The sequence below is a fragment of the Streptomyces apocyni genome, assembly GCF_009739465.1.
GTDB lineage: Bacteria > Actinomycetota > Actinomycetes > Streptomycetales > Streptomycetaceae > Streptomyces > Streptomyces apocyni.
Map to the genome: position 1 here is coordinate 222780 of NZ_WHOM01000067.1, position 18151 is coordinate 240930.

The 18151-nt window shown below is 67.8% G+C and carries 12 protein-coding genes and 1 pseudogene; 7 read left to right on the plus strand and 6 right to left on the minus strand.

The annotated features are described in order from the left end of the window. The first annotated feature begins 95 nt into the window (after positions 1 to 95). Both GCN81_RS23125 and GCN81_RS33030 read left to right on the plus strand, forming a co-directional pair. Positions 96 to 7004, plus strand: a complete 6909-nt coding sequence (locus GCN81_RS23125) for a polymorphic toxin-type HINT domain-containing protein (protein ID WP_231626457.1) — start codon at positions 96 to 98, stop codon at positions 7002 to 7004. 20 nt (positions 7005 to 7024) lie between these two features. Continuing rightward, positions 7025 to 7462: a DUF4259 domain-containing protein gene (locus GCN81_RS33030; protein WP_156723013.1), complete on the plus strand. Its 438-nt coding sequence runs from the start codon at positions 7025 to 7027 to the stop codon at positions 7460 to 7462. A 106-nt stretch (positions 7463 to 7568) separates the two neighbouring features. On the opposite strand, the pseudogene GCN81_RS32530 reads toward GCN81_RS33030, so the two are convergent. Together GCN81_RS32530 and GCN81_RS23145 are read right to left on the minus strand one after the other, a co-directional pair. Further along, positions 7569 to 8445 (minus strand): annotated as a pseudogene (locus tag GCN81_RS32530) (tyrosine-type recombinase/integrase); the annotation flags it as partial. A 68-nt stretch (positions 8446 to 8513) separates the two neighbouring features. Continuing rightward, complete coding sequence (locus tag GCN81_RS23145) at positions 8514 to 9272, minus strand: hypothetical protein (protein ID WP_156723015.1); 759 nt, start codon at positions 9270 to 9272, stop codon at positions 8514 to 8516. Between the two features lie 270 nt (positions 9273 to 9542). Here GCN81_RS23145 and GCN81_RS23150 point away from each other — a divergent pair, with 270 nt between their 5' ends. Then, the gene (locus tag GCN81_RS23150) at positions 9543 to 10262 is read left to right on the plus strand and encodes a hypothetical protein (RefSeq protein WP_231626460.1); all 720 of its coding nucleotides are present in this window, start codon (positions 9543 to 9545) and stop codon (positions 10260 to 10262) included. A gap of 320 nt (positions 10263 to 10582) precedes the next feature. Beyond that, positions 10583 to 11122 carry a hypothetical protein gene (locus GCN81_RS23155; RefSeq protein ID WP_156723019.1) on the plus strand — a complete coding sequence of 180 codons (540 nt, stop codon included), beginning with the start codon at positions 10583 to 10585 and terminating at the stop codon, positions 11120 to 11122. Positions 11123 to 11796: 674 nt separating this feature from the next. On the opposite strand, the gene GCN81_RS23160 is transcribed toward GCN81_RS23155, so the two are convergent. Further along, positions 11797 to 12117 carry a chorismate mutase gene (locus GCN81_RS23160; RefSeq protein WP_156723021.1) on the minus strand — a complete coding sequence of 107 codons (321 nt, stop codon included), beginning with the start codon at positions 12115 to 12117 and terminating at the stop codon, positions 11797 to 11799. Positions 12118 to 12476: 359 nt separating this feature from the next. On the opposite strand from GCN81_RS23160, the gene guaA reads away from it, so the two are divergent. Together guaA and GCN81_RS23170 are read left to right on the plus strand one after the other, a co-directional pair. Continuing rightward, a complete protein-coding gene (gene guaA / locus GCN81_RS23165; protein WP_156723023.1) occupies positions 12477 to 14060 on the plus strand; it encodes a glutamine-hydrolyzing GMP synthase in 1584 nt (527 codons plus the stop codon). 123 nt (positions 14061 to 14183) lie between these two features. Then, positions 14184 to 14783: a Uma2 family endonuclease gene (locus GCN81_RS23170; protein WP_156723025.1), complete on the plus strand. Its 600-nt coding sequence runs from the start codon at positions 14184 to 14186 to the stop codon at positions 14781 to 14783. Positions 14784 to 14822: 39 nt separating this feature from the next. On the opposite strand, the gene GCN81_RS23175 is transcribed toward GCN81_RS23170, so the two are convergent. Both GCN81_RS23175 and GCN81_RS23180 read right to left on the minus strand, forming a co-directional pair. After that, a complete protein-coding gene (locus GCN81_RS23175) occupies positions 14823 to 15293 on the minus strand; it encodes a pyridoxamine 5'-phosphate oxidase family protein (RefSeq protein ID WP_156723026.1) in 471 nt (156 codons plus the stop codon). A gap of 67 nt (positions 15294 to 15360) precedes the next feature. Beyond that, the gene (locus GCN81_RS23180; RefSeq protein ID WP_156723028.1) at positions 15361 to 15726 is read right to left on the minus strand and encodes a hypothetical protein; all 366 of its coding nucleotides are present in this window, start codon (positions 15724 to 15726) and stop codon (positions 15361 to 15363) included. Between the two features lie 185 nt (positions 15727 to 15911). Here GCN81_RS23180 and GCN81_RS23185 point away from each other — a divergent pair, with 185 nt between their 5' ends. Further along, positions 15912 to 16451, plus strand: a complete 540-nt coding sequence (locus GCN81_RS23185; protein ID WP_156723030.1) for a DoxX family protein — start codon at positions 15912 to 15914, stop codon at positions 16449 to 16451. 156 nt (positions 16452 to 16607) lie between these two features. Here GCN81_RS23185 and GCN81_RS23190 read toward each other — a convergent pair whose 3' ends face one another. Next, entirely contained in the window at positions 16608 to 18101 is a 1494-nt protein-coding gene (locus GCN81_RS23190; protein ID WP_156723031.1) for a PspC domain-containing protein, read from the minus strand. Positions 18102 to 18151 lie beyond the last annotated feature (50 nt).

The following is an 18151-nucleotide window of genomic DNA, read 5'->3' on the forward strand; positions in this document are numbered from 1 at the left end:
GTGCGGTTGATAGACCGCGCACCCCGCCGCGGGCACCCCCCTTCTCCTGCCTCGGCGCTGCTCCGGCGCCCTCCACCGAGAGATTGATCTCCACGATGAACGGCATATCCAGACCCCGGCGGTACTCCGCGCTGCGGCGCCGGGTCGCCCTGGGCGTATCGGCGGTGATGGTCGGCACCCTGCTGCAGGCCATCGTGACACCAACAGCGACGGCGGAGCCCACGGGCAACAGCCGCCCCGACCTGCCCTCGGCGGAGAATCCGGTCAAGGGCCGGGACGGCGTCAAGGCCGAGCCGCGCAAGCTGGCCAAGGGGCCTAAGGCGCCTACGGAGAAGCCGAAGGCGAAGTGGCCCAAGGCCGGTTCGGCGGTCGTGACGGTCCCGGCGGCCTCGTCCAAGGCCGCTGACGCGCCGACGCCGCGCAAGGCGAAGGGGCTGCCCCTGGCGCTGGGGGCGCCGGAGGACGTCAAGGCGGCCAAGACGCCAGTGCGGGGCAAGGTCTCCGCACGGGTCCTGGGCCGAAAGGCGGCCGAGCGCGCCGGAGTGAACGGTGTGCTGTTCGCCCTGGAGCCGGGGGAAAGGAAGGGCGACAAGCCGGGTAGGGCACAGGCGATGGTCGACTACTCTTCCTTCGCCGAAGCCTTTGGCGGCGGCTACGCCCGTCGGCTCACCCTGGTCGAGCTTCCGGGTTGTGTCCTGGACGAGCCGAGCAAGCCTGAGTGCCGTACCAGTGAGCCGGTGCCGACGGTCAATGACACGGAGAAGCAGACCCTGACCACGGACGGGGTGGCGCTGCGAGCCTCGGCACCGACGGTGCTGGCGGCCGTCGCGGCGGAGGAGGGCGAGAACAGCGACTACACCGCGACCTCGCTGTCCCCTTCCGCGACGTGGAACACCAACCTCAACACCGGTGACTTCGCCTGGTCCTACGACATCCCGGTGCCCGGCGTGCCCGGCGGTCTGCAACCGAACGTGGGTCTGTCCTACTCCTCCGGGGCAATCGACGGCCGCACCGGCACCACCAACAACCAGTCCTCCTGGGTCGGTGACGGCTTCGACCTGTGGCCCGGCTACATCGAGCGCCGCTACAAGCCGTGCGCCGACGACGGCGAGGAGAGCGCCGACGGCAACAAGCCCGGCGACCTGTGCTGGGACTACGACAATGCGTTCATCACCTTCAACGGCAAGGGCGGCGAGCTCGTCCCGGCCGGAGGCGACGAGTTCAAGTTCCAGCAGGACGACGGCAGCCGCATCAAGCGCCTGAAGTCCACCAACCGCGGCAACGGCGACAACAACGGCGAGTACTGGCGCCTCACCGACCCGAACGGCGTGCGCTACTACTTCGGCTACAACCGCCTGCCCGGCTGGGCCGACGGCAAGGCGACCACTAACTCCACCTGGGCCGTCCCGGTCTTCGGCAACAACTCCGGCGAGCCCTGCCACGCCACTTCAGGCTTCAAGGACTCCTGGTGCCAGCAGGCCTGGCGCTGGAACCTGGACTACGTGGTCGACCCCCGCGCCAACGCGGTGGCCTACTACTACGACCAGGAGAAGAACTCCTACGGCCGCAACCTGGAGGCCAAGGACAACACCCGCTACACCCGCGGAGGTTCCCTGGATCGTATCGAGTACGGCCTGAAGTCCTCGTCCATGTACGGCACCAAGCCGCTGGCCAAGGTCGACTTCACCACTGCCGAGCGCTGCCTGCCCAACGCCAGCACCGACTGCACATCCATCGAGAACGACGCGTTCTACTGGTACGACACTCCCTGGGACCTGAACTGCAAGGCGACCGAGGACTGCGACCAGGGCCGGATGTCCCCGGTGTTCTTCACGAGTAAGCGCCTCACGGGCGTCACCACTCAGGTCCGAGACGGTGACACGTACGCGAAGGTCGACTCCTTCAAGCTCGGCCACCGCTGGGGCCAGGCCGACATCGACTACCAGCTGCTGCTGGACTCGGTGCAGCGCACCGGCCACACCGCCGAACCTACGGTGACCCTGCCGAAGACCACCTTCGCCTACACCCAGCTCGCCAACCGCCTGGACAAGACCGGCGACGGCTACGCCCCGTTCATCAAGGCCCGCCTGTCCACCATCGCGGACGAGTCCGGTGGCCAGGTCGACGTCAACTACTCGCCCCCGGCCTGTACCTGGGACGCCCTGCCGGCCCCGGAGTCGAACACCACTCGCTGCTTCCCGCAGTACATCGGCGGTTCGGACACCGCGGACAAGGAGAGGCAGTGGTTCAACAAGTACGTCGTCACCTCCACGGTCACCACCGACCGCACCGGCGGCGCCCCGGACAACAAGACTGTCTACGAGTACAAGGGCGGCGCCGCCTGGCACTACGACGATGACGACGGCCTAACCAAGGAGAAGTTCAAGACCTGGTCCCAGTGGCGCGGCTACGGCCACGTCCGCGTCAAGACGGGCGGCCAGGGCGGCGCGACCGCCCTCAAGTCGCAGCAGGACTCCTACTTCCTGCGCGGCATGCACGGCGACCGCAAGGACACCAGCGGCGGCACCAAGACCGTGACCGTCTCACTGGATGCCGCCGAGGGAGACCCGATCACCGACCACGAGTCGGCGGCCGGATTCACGTACCGGACCGTGTCCTTCGACAAGCCCGACGGCAAGGTCCTGGGCAAGACGGTCAGCCGCCCCTGGTACCACGAGACCGGCAAGAAGGTCCGCGACTGGGGCACTCTCACCGCGAACCTCACCGGCACCTCCCACTCCAAGTCCTGGACCTCCCTGGACAACGGCGCGGGCACCAACTGGCGGGTCACCTCCACCTCGACGAAGTACGACACGGTCGCGGGCCGCGTCATCCAGGTCGACGACTTCGCCGACAACACCACCTCCGCCGACAATCGGTGCACCCGCACCACCTACGCCACCAACACCACCAAGAACATCCTCACCCTGCCCTCACGGGTGGAGACCGTCGCTGTCCGGTGCTCCGTCACCCCCGACCGGTCCAAGCACGTCCTGTCCGACGTCCGCACCGCCTATGACGGCGCCGCCTACAACGTCGCCCCGACCAAGGGCGACGCCACCGCGGCCGCGACGTTGAAGAAGCATGACGGGACCACTGGCACCTACCTGGAGTCCGGCGCCACCTTCGACGGCTACGGCCGGACGCTGACCACCACCGACCTGACGGCGAACGTCACGGCCACGAACACCGGCACGCCGGTCCGCACCGCCCGCACCGACGGCCGCACGGCGACCACCGCCTACAGCCCAAAGACCGGCTTCCCCACCGAGCTCACCGAGGCCACCCCGCCCGCCAAGGCAGGCGACAGCACAACGGCCCAGACCACGGTCACCGAACTGGACCCGCTGCGCGGCCAGCCCACCGTGACGGTCGACAGCAACAGCAAGCGGACCACGTTCACCTATGACGCGCTGGGACGCTCGGACAAGGTGTGGCTGGCCGACCGCCGCACCAGCCAGACCCCCAGCTACCAGTTCACGTACTACGTCAACGAGGGTGAACCGGTCAGCGTCCGTACCCAGACACTGAACAACACCGGCGGCCAGCTCGCCTCCTACACCCTCTATGACGGGTTCCTGCGCGAGCGCCAGAGCCAGAGCCCGGGGCCGGACGGCGGCCGTCTCCTGACCGACGTCTTCTACGACGAGCGCGGCCAGGTCACCAAGACGTTCGCCCCGTACTACACCCAGGGCGCACCCAGCCGGAGCCTGTTCACGCCAGCTGACGCGCTGAGTGTGGAGTCCCAGACCCGCACCAGCTACGACGGCCTCGGCCGCCCGGTGGAGGAGAAGCTGATCGCCGGAAACGGCGACGGCGGCACCGTACTCGGCGTCACCAGGACCGTCCACGGCGGGGACCGCACTACCGTCATCCCGCCCGAGGGCGGCATCGCCACCACCACCCTGGTCGACGCCCGGGGCCAGACCACCGAGGTCCGCCAGCACCACTCCCGTAACGTGACCGCCGCCTTCGACACCGTCAAGCGCGCCTACACGCCGCGCGGCGAGCTGGCCAAGGTCACCGATCAGGAGGGCAGCGCCTGGACCTACGCCTACGACCAACTCGGACGGCAGACCAAGGCCACCGACCCGGACAAGGGCACCACCACCAGCACCTACGACGACCGCAGCCAGGTCCTCACCACCACTGACGCCCGCGGCATCACCCTGGCCAGCGTCTACGACGACCTGGGCCGTCAGACCGAGCTTCGTAGGGACAGCAAGACGGGCCCCCTGCGGGCGAAGTGGGTGTATGACACGATCACCGGCGCCAAGGGCCAGCTCGCCGAGGCCACCCGCTACGACGGCGGCAACGCCTACACCTCAAAGGTCACCCAGTACGACCGCCTGTACCGGCCGGTCAAGACCGCGGTGGTGATCCCCGAGGCCGAAGGCGCCCTGGCGGGCACGTACCAGACCGGCACCGCCTACCGGACCTCCGGCCTGGTAGGCGCGGTCTCCTACTCGGCGGCCGGGTCTCTGCCGGGCGGCAGCTACAACTACTCCTACGAAGACGAGACTCTGCGCCCGACCGCCGTGTTCGGCGGCGGTATCCGCGCGGACGTGACCCACTCGCTGACCGGCAAGCCGCTTCAGTACGAACTGGGTGCCACCGACGGGAAGAAGACCTGGGCCACTAACACCTACGAGTGGGGCACCCAGCGTCTGAAGACCGCCCGGGTCGACCGCCAGGACCAGGCAGGTGTCGACCAGTACGCGACCTACGGCTACGACCAGGTGGGCAACATCCTGTCCGCGTCGGACGTGTCTCGTAGCGGTACCGACACTCAGTGCTTCACCTACGACCATCTGCGCCGCCTGAGTGAAGCCTGGACCCAGGGGAGCAAGACCTGCGCAGCCACCGGTAGCACCGCAACCATCGACGGCCCAGCCCCATACCACCACTCCTACACCTACGACAAGGTCGGCAACCGCCTCACCGAAACCCTCCACGACACCAGCGGCGACACCACCAAGAACGTCCGGCGCACCTACGCCTACCCAGGCTCCGGCCAGGCCCAGCCGCACACCCTGACCTCGGTCACCAGCCAGCTCCCCGGCGGCACCAGCACCCGCGACTCCTACACCTACGACAAGGCGGGCAACACGACCGCTCGCACCCTGAACGGCACCACCCAGACCCTGGCCTGGGACGCCGAAGGCCACCTCGCCAAGGCCACGCAGCCGGTCGAGAGCAAGCCGGACAAGATCACCGAGTACCTGTACGACGCTGAAGGCAACCGCCTCATCGGCCGTACCCCCACCGAAACGACCCTCTACCTCGGCCACACCGAGGTCGTCCTACCCAAGGGCGCCACGAAGGCCAAGGCCACCCGCTACACCCCGCTAGGCGGCGGCCACCAGGCCATCAAGGCCGACGACGGCACGGTCAGCTTCACGACCGCCGACCCCAACGGCACCGGCCAACTCGCCATCACGGCCACCGACCTGGCCCTCACCCAACGCCGCACCCTCCCCTTCGGCGCCCCCCGAGGCGAGACCCCGGAGGCCTGGCCCGGTACCAAGGGCTTCATCGGCGGCACCGACGACACGGCCAGCACCGGCCTGACCCACCTCGGCGCCCGCGAGTACGACCCCACCACCGCCCGCTTCCTCTCCGTCGACCCCCTCCTCGAGCTCGACCACTCCCAAACCCTCAACGGCTACACCTACGCCGCCCAGAACCCCCTCACCTACACCGATCCCACCGGCCTCGGCCTCGCTTGCGGCGGACGCGGCGGCGCCATGGAGGGCTGCGGCAGCGGTGTTGTCACCGACTCCAGCGGCGCCCGCTCCAGTAAGGGCAGGGCCCACGGCGGCAACGAACCCGGCTACAGCAAAGCTGTAGTCAAAATGCAGGCAACTACGGCGATAATTAGAGCCGCTAACCGCGCGCAGGCGGCAGCTACGCAGGCGGCTGGCGCAGAGGCGCGCAAGCAATATAGGTGTGGCGGGGGCTGCTCGCAGTCTGGCTACGGCCCAAGCGTAGACAGGCATCTCGATTCGAAGATGACTTACTACGAACCGACCCCGGATCTCTTTGATTTGCTGAACAAGCACGTCAAGCCATTCGTGGTGGACACCGAGGCGTGGAAGGGGTGCTTCGGCGAAGGGGACTTGTCAGATTGCGGATGGGCGGCACTGGACCTGCCGACCCCCGCCAAGGGCGCGAAAGCCCTCAAGCTAGGAAAGGGGGCAGATAAAGCGAAGAAGGGGAAGAAGTCCGGCGGCTGCATGTGCTTCCTCGCCGGAACCGACGTCCTCCTGGCCGATGGCACCACCAAGAACATCGAGGACATCGAACTCGGCGACACAGTCCTGGCCACTGACCCCGAAACGGGCGAGACCAGCGAACGCGACGTCACCGCCACCATCGTCACCAACGACGACAAGTACTTCACTGATCTCACCATCACCACACCCGACGGGCCGGAATCCCTCGTCGCCACCCACGAACACCCCTTCTGGGCAGTCTCCGAACAGGACTGGATCGAAGCCGGAGACCTCCAACCCGGCATGACCCTTCGCACGGACGACGGCCACACCGTCACCGTGACCGCCACGCGCCAATACAAAGACGATCAGCGCACCTACAACCTCACCATTGAGGGCGTCCACACGTACTATGTGCTGGCAGGCGAGACGCCGGTCCTCGTGCACAACTCAAATTGCGGGCCGGGTACGAAATTCGATGTGCCTACCGGGCCAGGCATCTACACCATTCATCTCAATGACGGAACGAAGTACGTAGGAAGCTCAACGTCAAGTATTAGAGAACGAGTGAACAAGTCGATGCGATCCAAGCATGCGGTCCGCAAGGCTGGATACACGTCGGATGACGTAGTTAATGTCACCTACTTCACTCTGCCTGCTGGTACAAGCAAGACGGCTATCCGTCGTATGGAGCAGACTATGATGGAGGGCGTTAAGGCGAGAGGTGGAACTCTCCTTAACCGAAGAGACCCAGAAATCGAAGTTCCTAGCGGCGGGTACCTACCGTAAGCCTCTAACTGGAGTTAGTGATGGGAACCTGGGGTTCAGGTCCGTTCGACAGCGACACAGCTGAGGACTTCCTCGATGAGCTGGAAGAACAGTCGGCTCCGCAGCGGCTAGCGGTCGTGCAGAGCACGTTCCGTTCCGCTGTTGAGGGGGGTGGGAGCTCCTCTTCCTCGGTACTGCCAGAGGAGGTGATGGCTGCTGCGGCGGTGGTTGCGGCAAATATCCCTGCTGGGCACTCTCTGGCTTGGAACGAGGAATATCCGGGAATCACAGAATGGCTAGCGAAACCAATCGCGCAGGCCCTGGCGTCATCTGCTGTCCAAGCGCTGGAAGTGGCATTGCCCGCAGACGGTTGGTTCTGGCGAAGCTGGGTTGATGCTGAGGAGAGATCTGAGGCCCAGGCTGCGATTGACCGCTTGCGGTCTGTGTTGCGCCCCGTCAGTGAAGGTGAATCTCGATAACTGATCTTTGATATCGAGGTCAGGCCCGCATGCGACTGAAGAGCCCCACCGAATTCCTATTTCGGTGGGGCTCTTCAGCCTTTTGACGGCAACGGTGACGGCAACGTCAGCGGACGACGGCTGCAGTGGGCGGATCGTCCGGGGTGTCGGTCGGGCCGAGAATGCTGCCGAGGGTGTCGATGGCCTGGCGTTGGAAGCGGAGGCGTACGTGCGCGTAGACGCCGGCGGTGACGCCGATGTGGGCGTGGCCGAGGAGTTCTTTGATGACGACGAGATCGACGCCCTGTTCCAGGAGCAGGGTGGCAGTCGAGTGGCGGAGGGCGTGGAAGCGGATCGCCCGGAGCCCTGCGCTGTGGAGGAGGCGGCGGAAGCGGCGGGTGAGGTTGGTGGGGTCGAGCGGCCTGCCCTTCGAGGTGGTGAAGACGAGCCCGTTGTCCGTCTAGCCCGTTCCGGCCGCCTGGCGCTCTTCCTGCTGCCGTTCCTGATGGATCTTGAGGGAGCTGAGGCACTCGGTGGGGAGGGCGATGCGGCGCTCGGAGGCCAGGGTCTTGGTGTTCAAGACAGTCAGACCCTGGCTGCGGGTCCGCTGGAGCGAGCGATGGATGGTGGCGGTGCCGCCGTCGAGGTCGCGGTCTTCCCAGCGCAGGCCGAGGAGTTCGCCCTTGCGGAGTCCGGTGCGCAGGGCGAGTTCGTATAGCGCGTGTAGCCGGTCACCGCTGGCTGCCTGAAGGAACTGGCGGGCCTCAGTTGCCACGAGGAGCCGGAAGCGTGCAGCACTGGTAGGTGGTGCGGAGCTCGTCGAGGAAGGCGTGTACGTCGCGTGCGGTGAGCCGCGCGAGCTTCTTCTTGCCAAGGCCGGGGACGAGGTGGAGGCGGACATAGTCGGTGTAGCGGGTGTGCGTGTTCTAGCGCAACTGGTGGACGGCGACGTTGTTCAGTCAGTACGTGAGGTAGTCGCCGACGGGGCTGTCGGCCGCAGCGAGCGCATCAGTCGGATGCCTAGCTACGACGGGGAGTTAGCCGGTGCGGCAGGCTCAAGGTCCGAGCCCGCTTAGCGGGGCGGGCGTGGGCGTGGGAGGCGGTAGGAGCGGATGACCGTGAGGTAGCAGAGGGAGGCTAGGGCCAGGGCCAGGCCGGTGGTTTTGGCGAGGGAGCGGTTCAGGGATTCGGAGAAGCCCGCGCCTCTTGGGCGTAGGTGGCCCTTGGGGTCGGAGATGATGCCGATGGCGTCTCCGGGCCGGGTGGTCTGGCTGCAGCCGCGGGTGATGGTGGTCCGGACGATTCTGCCGTCCTGGGCCGCCACCGAGCAGTGTGCTGCCGTGCCGAATGCGATCGAAGTGACCGTGGCCGTCTGGGGTTCGCCCCGGTTGGCCAGTACCGCTTCGGCTGCCACCTCTGGTGACTGTAGTGCGAGGGTGACGCCCAGGATGGTGACCGCGGCTACCAGCAGGTGGCCCGCCCTGGTGGTGATCAGGTAGATCGCGAGGCTGAGGGTGAGAAGTACGCCGATCATTCCCGAGAACAGCACAGGGGTGCCCGTGAGCGCTCCGGCGGCCCCGGCTGTGATGATCGCGGCTGTAGACAGTGCGGACACCACGACGCCTTCCCTGGACAGCCAGCGGGGTGGGCTGCCGGTGTACTCCGCGGGCCCCCAGAGGTGGCGCTTCAGGCGGGTGCGCAGGTGGTGCTGGGGGTGGTGCGAGGGGTGTGCGGGGGGTGAGGTGGCGTGATGGAGGGTAGAGGGCTGCTGGGTGGGGGAGGGCGGTCTGTGCGCCTTGATCCCCTTATTTCGCTTTCGCGCCCTGCGCATGTTCTGGTTCCTCCTCGCCACCTCGGATTTTGCACCACGGTGCAATGGGGTGGAAGAGGGGGGGGCTCCGGCTGTGGCTGGCGCCTCTGGGGTGTTGATGCGTCCGCGATTCATCTGTTGTGCGGTTGTGATCATCGCGGGGCAACCTTCCGACGAACCCTGATCGTTACGTGAAATCGCTGGTCAGGAGGGTGGGATCTGCTTTTCTCTTGGCTGGGCCCTTGGGTTAGCCGAGGGGCAAGCAGGAGAGTGGGAACGTTGAAGGTATCTGTGTCGCGCGTTGTCATGGCCGCATCCGTGGTGGCCGCGCTCGGGTTCACCGCGGCGTGCGGTGGTAGTGACAGTGGTAGCGAGGGCAAGGACAAGCCCTCGGCGGAGAAGACGACTGAGGCGGCGAAGCCCAAGCCTCAGCCCCAGGCGGAAGCGCTGAGCGCTGATGAGCTGGAGGAGGCTGCCCTCGCCAAGGGGGACGTGAAGGGCTTCAGCAAGGTCGTCAAGACGCCGAAGGACGAGATGCCGGTGATCTTCATTCCGGCGTCGGACAAGAAGTGCCAGCCGCTGGCGAACCTGTTCTTCTTCGCCACGCGGCCCGGGGCCGATGCGCGCGTCGGGCGGACGCTGCTTCCTGACGGCCTGATGAACACCACGGCCAACACGGTCGCGCTGATGGCGTACAAGCAGTCCGACGCCGAGAAGGTCATCGGCGATCTGCGCACGGCGACCGAGGACTGCACCAAGTACGAGCACGTCGAGTACCAGTACTCCGATGTGAAGGCGCTGCCGGACCCCAAGCTGGGCGACGAGTCGGTCTCGTTCCAGATGGTCGGTGACATCGAGGGCGACAAGATGGGGACGTCCTACACCGTCGTGCGCAGTGGCTCGACCGTGGTCGGCTTCCGCGCGATGGACATGCTCGACGTCGAGAACCTGAAGGTGCCGGACGCGATCATCAAGGCGCAGCTCGCCAAGCTGGAGAAGGTCGCGGGCTGATTCGGCTGAGTTGAGAGGCGTACGTGTACGTGTGTGCGTACGCGCACGCCTCTCGGCTGCGTGTGTGACCGCGCCGCCGCGAGAGCTTGATCGTTATCTGGTGTCACTGGCCAAGTGGGTTGGTCGCGGCCTTGGATGAGATGCGGCGCACGGGGAGTGCGCCCGGACCTTGAGGGTGTGAAGCGTTGAAGTCAGCTGTTTCGCGTGCCGTGTTGGCCGCATCTGTCGTTGCCGCGCTGGGACTCACTGCCGCGTGTGGTGGTAGTAACGGCGAGGGAGGGGACGACTCGCCGCCGGCGAAGGTGCTGAGCGCCGCTCAGTTGAAGCAGGCCATCATCGGCGCGGGTGACGTCAAGGGCTACGAGGTAGAGGACATGCCCGACGAGGAGTGGCCCACGAAGTCCGTTCCCGCGAGCGACGACGCCTGTCAGCCGCTGGCCGACATGGTGATGTTCTCCACGGGAACGAAGCCGAAGGCGAGGATCGCACGGACCTTCGGCGACAAGAAGCTCACCGCCTTCAACTTCGTCGCGCTGCTCGCGCAGGAGCAGGCCGACGCCAAGAAGGGGCTTGACGGGCTGCGCACTTCGCTGGACAAGTGCGAGAAGTTCGACCAGGCGGAGGGCGCGTTCGTCGGCGTGAAGACCCAGCCCGACCCCAAGCTGGGGGACGAGTCCCTCGCGTACCACCTCATCGAGGACAACGATGGCGAGGAGGTGCCCAGGTCGTTCACCGTTGTACGCAGCGGCTCGACGCTGGTGGTCTTCTCGAGCATGAACGTGACGGGCAAGGGGAAGACCGAGACGCCCGCCGCGATCGTTGAGGCGCAGATGGCCAAGCTGGAGAAGGTCGCGGGCTGATCATTCTGGTTGCTCTGGTTGTTCAGGCCGACCTGGGTGCGTAGAGCGAGCGAAGGGCCCCGCGAGTGGATCGCGGGGCCCTTCGCTGCGCACCGACGTCAGGGCAGCGTCGGTGCTGCGAAGCGGCGCTGGAGGGGGGAGGGGGAGCGCCGCTGGTGTGGTGGGTCGCTGGTCGGCGCCGCCCCGGCGCGCTGGGGGCGCGTCGGTGGTTTCGACCCATGGCAGGTCTCTCTTGGGCATCGTGCTGGACGATCCGCGGACTGCGCAACCGTTTCAGCCAGCCTTGGCCGGACTGTGCCAGTCCTGGGAGGTCTTGGGAATGTGACCGCCGGTCGGCCCCGGGCGTCCCCGGAACCGACCGTCTTTCTCAAGGTGACCGGGCTGCTGTCCCCTGCCGTCCGGTCACGCTCTGGAGCGAGGTCCCACGACGTTCGGTACGAGCCATGAGCTCGGGCCGCACGTCTCATCGCCCCAGCGAAGCCACGCGTGGTTCTTTCGGGCCCGCCCCTGGATGACACGGACACCCGGACCAACGAAGCCCCTTGGCGCGCGGTCACGGTGCCGTACGGGTGAGAAGGGGGCGAACGTGGGTGCGGGGGAGGTCCGTACGCCCCAAGTCGCACGCCGCAAGCCGTACGCCCGAGCCGTACGCCCTGAGCCCTATACCTCAGGGCTCAGACGCGGCCGCGGCAGAGTTCGAGCAGGGTCATCGCGAGTGCGGTGCCCGGCTTGCCGAGTGCGTCGCTGTAGTGGCTGAGGACGTCCATCTCGCGGGAGAGGTTCACACGTCGGCCGCCGGACGCGATCCTGGACTGCTGGATCACCGCCGAGACGGCCATCCGTTCCTGGACGAGACCGATGATCCGGTCGTCGAGCGCGTCGATGCGGTCGCGGGCGTCGGTGATCAGGGACGCGGCGTCCTCGGTGCGGGCGCCCGTCTGCTCGGTGGCGGTGGCGGTGGTGCGGGTGCTGGTGTGGGTCTTCGTCGCGGTCATGGTGGGGCTCCTCCTGCGTGGTGGGTCCGGTGGATGCCCCGGAGCGGCCAGACCCGGGAGGGAAACGACAGGCGCCCCGGGCCTTGTCGGCCCGGGGCGCCTGGGAAGTCGCTTGTCAGTGGATCAAGCAGCACGACCATGGCAGCCGGTGGGCCGGTTGCCATAGGTAAACGCGAAGATCTCGCGGCGCAGGTGCTTGGTCACGGGGACAGTATGCCCCCACCTGCGCCGGGCCGGTCAACGGGAGAGGCCGAAGGTTCGGATGGTGAGACGAGGGACCACTCCCACGCCCCGTTAGAATCGACAAGAGAGACCCCCTCCTCCCTCATCCACCGCCGGAAGGCCACGCAGTGCCAGCAGTGTCATCAGGTTCCCCAGCTGCCGCCCCCGACACCGTGCTGGTCGTCGACTTCGGCGCACAGTACGCCCAGCTCATCGCCCGACGCGTGCGTGAGGCCCGGGTCTACAGCGAGATCGTGCCGAGCACCATGCCGGTCGCCGAGATGCTCGCCAAGAACCCCGCCGCGATCATCCTCTCCGGAGGCCCCTCCTCCGTATACGCGGAGAGCGCCCCGCGCCTGGACCGCGCACTCTTCGAGGCCGGGGTCCCCGTCTTCGGCATGTGCTACGGCTTCCAGCTCATGGCCACCACGCTCGGCGGCACCGTCGACAACACGGGCGCGCGGGAGTACGGACGTACCCCCCTGCACGTCTCCAAGTCCGGCTCGACCCTCTTCGAGGGCACCCCGGACGAGCAGCCTGTCTGGATGTCGCACGGCGACGCCTGCTCCGCCGCCCCCGAGGGCTTCACGGTCACCGCGTCCACGGACGTCGTGCCGGTCGCCGCCTTCGAGAACGACGAGAAGAAGCTGTACGGCGTGCAGTACCACCCCGAGGTGATGCACTCCACGCACGGCCAGCAGGTACTCGAGCACTTCCTGTACCGCGGCGCGGGCCTCACCCCCTCCTGGACCACCACCAACGTGGTGGAGGAGCAGGTCGCGCTCATCCGCGAGCAGGTCGGCTCCAGGCGCGCCATCTGCGGGCTGTCCGGCGGCGTGGACTCCGCGGTCGCCGCCGCCCTCGTGCAGAAGGCCATCGGCTCGCAGCTGACCTGCGTGTACGTCGACCACGGGCTGATGCGTAAGGGCGAGACCGAGCAGGTCGAGAAGGACTTCGTCGCCGCGACGGGTGTCCAGCTCAAGGTCGTGGACGCCGAGCAGCGCTTCCTGGACGCGCTGGCGGGCGTCTCGGACCCCGAGGAGAAGCGGAAGATCATCGGCCGGGAGTTCATCCGGGTCTTCGAGCAGGCCCAGGCCGAGATCGTCGCCGAGGCGGCGGGCGGCGAGTCGGTCTCCTTCCTGGTGCAGGGCACCCTCTACCCGGACGTCGTCGAGTCCGGCGGCGGCACCGGCACGGCCAACATCAAGTCCCACCACAACGTGGGCGGCCTCCCCGACGACCTTGAGTTCGAGCTCGTCGAGCCGCTGCGCAAGCTGTTCAAGGACGAGGTCCGGATGGTCGGCCAGGAGCTCGGCCTGCCGGACGAGATCGTCCAGCGCCAGCCCTTCCCGGGCCCCGGCCTCGGCATCCGCATCGTCGGCGACGTCACGCGCGAGCGCCTCGACCTGCTGCGCGAGGCCGACGCCATCGCCCGCGAGGAGCTCACCGCGGCCGGGCTCGACCGCGAGATCTGGCAGTGCCCCGTGGTGCTGCTCGCGGACGTCCGCTCGGTAGGTGTCCAGGGCGACGGCCGTACGTACGGCCACCCGATCGTGCTGCGGCCGGTCTCGTCCGAGGACGCGATGACGGCGGACTGGACGCGGATGCCGTACGACGTGCTGGCGAAGATCTCGACGCGGATCACGAACGAGGTCGCGGATGTGAACCGTGTGGTGCTGGACGTGACCAGCAAGCCCCCGGGGACCATCGAGTGGGAGTGACCTCCACCTAGACCCCTAGCGGGTCAACGCCACTGCCGTCGCTCATTCGTTTGGGCGGCGGCAGTGGCGTATCCGCTGGGTACGCTGGCCTGAGAGGCGAGACTCCGTCGCATGGGAGCAATCATGAGCGCCGCGCGTGATTACGGACTGGACGCTGATCATGTCTGGGCACGCCCCCCTGAGGGCGGCTGGACGGCGGACGATCTCGACTGGCTTCCGAACCTTCCCCCGCACACGGAGCTGATCGACGGGAGCCTCGTCCTAGTGAGTCCGCAGACCCGGTTTCACACGCGCACCATGCGGCTACTGGAGAACGCGCTACTCGAACAGGCGCCCGACGACCTCGAAGCCATCCGAGAGATGACCATCAAGCTGGACAAGCGGAATCGGCCCGAGCCCGACATCCTCGTCGTCCCGGTCGGTGCGGACACCGGTCCCCTGCAGACCTGGTTTAAGCCGGAGGACGTCATCCTCGCGGTTGAGGTCGTCTCCAAGGACTCCGTCGAGCGTGACCGTGAGGTCAAGCCCCGGAAGTACGCCAAGGCAGGCGTGCCGTACTACTGGCGGGTCGAGGAGAACGAGGGTCTACCCGTCGTCTATGTTTTCGAGCTAGACCCGGCCCTCAAGTCGTACGCGCCCACCGGCATTTACCACGACCGGCTCAAGGTGTCTCTGCCGTTCCCTGTCGACATCGACCTGACCGCGATGAACCGCCGCCGCTGACGGCCGTTGACGGATGCGTGGGCACGCGCGGACTGCGGGCTACTGCCGGTGTACCGTGCGCAGCCTCCGCCCCGGCTGCCAGGTCTGGATGGCGAGCTGGTCGCCGTCGACGGACGTCCTGACCACCTCGGTCAGCTCGGCCCTAAACAGGTGGAACGGCTCCTGTGGCCCGTCATCGCCCACATAGCGGGCGATCACCTCCGGGTCATGGACCTCGACCGCACGGCCGCTCACGCGGACATCGCCGCCGCCCATCTCGGTGCCGGGACCGGGGTTGGCCTGGAGGGCGAAGCGCGGGTCGCGGCGCAGGTCGAGGGCCTTGAGCGAGTTCGGCATCATGCCGAGCCACAACTCGCCCGCGAGGAAGCGGACTTCCAGGCCGGTCGTGCGCGGTGAGCCGTCCTTGCGGAGGGTGGCGAGGACGTGGTGGGTGAACGCGCCGAAGCGATCCTCGACCGTCTTGGCGAGAGCTGGTTCCGCGGCGGCGAATGCTTCCCAGTTGGAGGACATACGTCCAGTCTGGCGCGCGTACCAGACATCTTCTGTCGGGTACGCGAGGCGCCCTTGGCCGCGTCGGCTACGGGTGGTCCGCGAGATGCTGGCGGGCGGCTTCGACGAACGCCGTGCGCAGCTGTGTGTAGCGCTCCCAGACGCCATCCGGTTCAGTGTCCTCGGTGTGCATGGAGCGGATGCAGGTGATGAGCGCTCTGGCCTCTTCTATGGGCCCAAGCCCTTCGAGGTCGATCATGTTGAACTCGGACTGCGTCCGCGTGTACGCCGCGTCGGTCTCGGTGAGTGCCCACTCCTTGTCGGTGTAGTCGCCGCGCCACCGGTGCCAGCACACCCGCGCTTCGGCGTCGGTGGCCGTGAGGAAGGCGGCGTACGTCTTGCGGTGCGCGAGATAGATGGGCGTCCAGTCCTGCGCCACCTCGGGTACCTCCACTTCCTGACGGCTCTGCCGGGTGCTCAGGGGGGAACCATGGCACGGGTGTGATCGGTGGAGAAGACCCGTGCGTGAGGCGGACGAAGGTCCGCCGCTCGGCGGAATCCGCCGCAGGTCTGGTGAGCGCGGTCTTCTAGGCGTACGTATGGTCCTGGTGAGGGATCAACCGAGAGGCGGCGGGCTCGATGGCGCACGGTATGCGGACCGACCGGTACGACACCTGGGGTGGCGGGGGCGGCGGCCACTCGGGCGGCGATGGCTGGCGAGAGGCAGCGTCCCGCTACGCGCTGCTGCCGCTGCGCGTCTTCCTCGGCGTCACCTTCATCTATGCGGGACTGGACAAGCTGACCGACTCCGCCTTCATGTCCGCGACCGGCGTGGGGTCGATCGGCGAGATGATGAACGGCGTACGGGACAACTCGGCGATCCCCGCACTGGTCGACCTCGCCCTGAAGAGTCCCGTCGGCTTCGGCTACGCCATCGCCTTCGGCGAGCTGGCCGTCGGCATCGGGACCCTGATCGGCCTGCTGGCCAGGATCGCCGCGCTCGGTGGCGTACTGATCTCGCTGAGCCTGTGGCTGACCGTGAGCTGGGCCGTCGAGCCGTACTACTACGGCAACGACCTCGCCTATCTCATGGCCTGGCTGCCGTTGCTGCTCGCCGGGGCGTCGATGTTCTCCTTGGACGCGATGCTGCGGGAGCGCCGACGGCGCCGGATGCCGTAGTTCGCGGCCGCCACCACGGCCGCGAGGACCAGTCCCCCGACGACGATCGGTATCACCGCGTACCACGGGACGCTCCAAGCGTCGGCCGCGTCGCCCGCGTACAGGACCCCCGCGGCCAACAGCGTGAGCCCCGCGACCAGCTTGCCCGGCTGTAGCTCATGGCGTAGCACGGGTCACCTCCACCTGTCCGATGCCGAGTTCGATGTCCAGGGCAAGGGTGCCGCCCTTCTCAGTGCTCTTCCCGCCGTCGTTTCCGCCGCCCTGGGGCTCCGGTGGCCGGAGCGTCACCTCCCTTTTCTGATCGGCCTGGATGTCCACGTCCTCCCGCGTCTCACTGGGCAGCTGGATGTCTCCGATGCCGACCTCGGCGTTCAGCTGCACGGTCACGTTGTGCGGGACGATGACCTTGACGCGGCCCGCGCCCACATCGGCACCGGTTTGCAGGGTTTGGTCCTCGGCCAGCTCGATCCCGCTCAGGTCGAGGGTGCCGATGCCGGTGCCGAGCTCGTAGTTCGGCCGTACGTCGGCTATCGCGGCGGGTGTCCAGTCCGTCCGCATCCACTCCGTACTGATGTTGGCCGGGAGGGCCGAGGCCCCGGCCAGCAGGCCCGCGGTGATCACCCCGAGGATCATCGACCCCACGCCCGTACGGCCGAACAGGGCGCTCACCGCGATGCCCAGGCCGAAGACGACCAGGGCGCAGGCGAGGCCGGTCTGCAGGCTGGTGCCGAGTGAGGCCTCGCGCCAGTTGTTGCCCCAGGCCAGGCTGGTGCCGATGCCGCCCGCGACGAGCGCGAGCAGGAACGTCCAGCCGCCGATCCAGCGCGGCCCCGGCGGCTTGGCCGGGGCCGCGGGACGGCGCGGCGCGGGGGAGTAGTGCCCGGGCGGTGCCCACGGGGGCCTGGGCTCGTACCGGATCTCGGTTCCGGCCAGTTCGGGGGGACCCCAGAAATAGCCGGTGTACCCGTCGTAGGTGCCGTCCTTGACTATGGGGCCCCGCCACCAGGAGGGGGCGGCGGAGACGGGTGGGGCCTGTGCCTCCGGCGGGGCGTCAGCGACCGTCTGCGCGGTCACCGGGTCCGGGGCGTTAGTGGATCGCTGCTCTGACCAGTAGCCCGCCCCCGCGAGCAGCAGCGCCAGTACGGCGGCGAAGGTGAGCACTCCGCCGTTGTTCAGCATCGAGAGGAAGAGGCCGCAGCCGACGAGGGCGAACAGCAGTGCGGTGACCGCTGGGCCGTCGACCCGGCCGGAGAGCAGTCGCCGCGCCTCGTTCTCCTCGGTGTCCTCGTAGGGGATGAGGAGCCAGGCGAAGCCGTAGAAGACCAGGCCGACCCCACCGGTGATCGCGAGTACCGCGAGCCCGATCCGGAAGATCACCGGGTCCATGTCACAGCGCCGCCCGAGCCCCGCGCACACACCGCCCAGCACTTTGTGCCGCCGGTCGCGGCGCAGCTTGAGGTGGATACCGGGCGGCGCGTCGGAGTCCGTGTCCGCGTCCGTGCCCCGACCCGTACCCCGCTCGCCTGGCTTCCGCCAGCTGTCACCCCAGCCGCCCCCGTGCCCGGGCGCGGCCGACCGCCTCGCGCCTCCCGGCTGGCCCGGTGGCTCGGCGTCGTGCGGCTCCGGGGCCGCGGCGTGCTGATCCGTCATACGTACATGGTGCCGGGCGCGGGCCGGGTGCGGCAGGCGGGACGACCCTG

What these genes read in the sequence shown, in the direction of transcription:
- GCN81_RS23125 (WP_231626457.1), top strand. Translation starts at nt 96, where the DNA reads ATGAACGGCATATCCAGACCCCGGCGGTACTCCGCGCTGCGGCGCCGG.
- GCN81_RS33030 (WP_156723013.1), top strand. Translation starts at nt 7,025, where the DNA reads ATGGGAACCTGGGGTTCAGGTCCGTTCGACAGCGACACAGCTGAGGAC.
- GCN81_RS23145 (WP_156723015.1), bottom strand. Translation starts at nt 9,272, where the DNA reads ATGCGCAGGGCGCGAAAGCGAAATAAGGGGATCAAGGCGCACAGACCG.
- GCN81_RS23160 (WP_156723021.1), bottom strand. Translation starts at nt 12,117, where the DNA reads ATGACCGCGACGAAGACCCACACCAGCACCCGCACCACCGCCACCGCC.
- GCN81_RS23170 (WP_156723025.1), top strand. Translation starts at nt 14,184, where the DNA reads ATGAGCGCCGCGCGTGATTACGGACTGGACGCTGATCATGTCTGGGCA.
- GCN81_RS23175 (WP_156723026.1), bottom strand. Translation starts at nt 15,293, where the DNA reads ATGTCCTCCAACTGGGAAGCATTCGCCGCCGCGGAACCAGCTCTCGCC.
- GCN81_RS23185 (WP_156723030.1), top strand. Translation starts at nt 15,912, where the DNA reads ATGGCGCACGGTATGCGGACCGACCGGTACGACACCTGGGGTGGCGGG.
- GCN81_RS23190 (WP_156723031.1), bottom strand. Translation starts at nt 18,101, where the DNA reads ATGACGGATCAGCACGCCGCGGCCCCGGAGCCGCACGACGCCGAGCCA.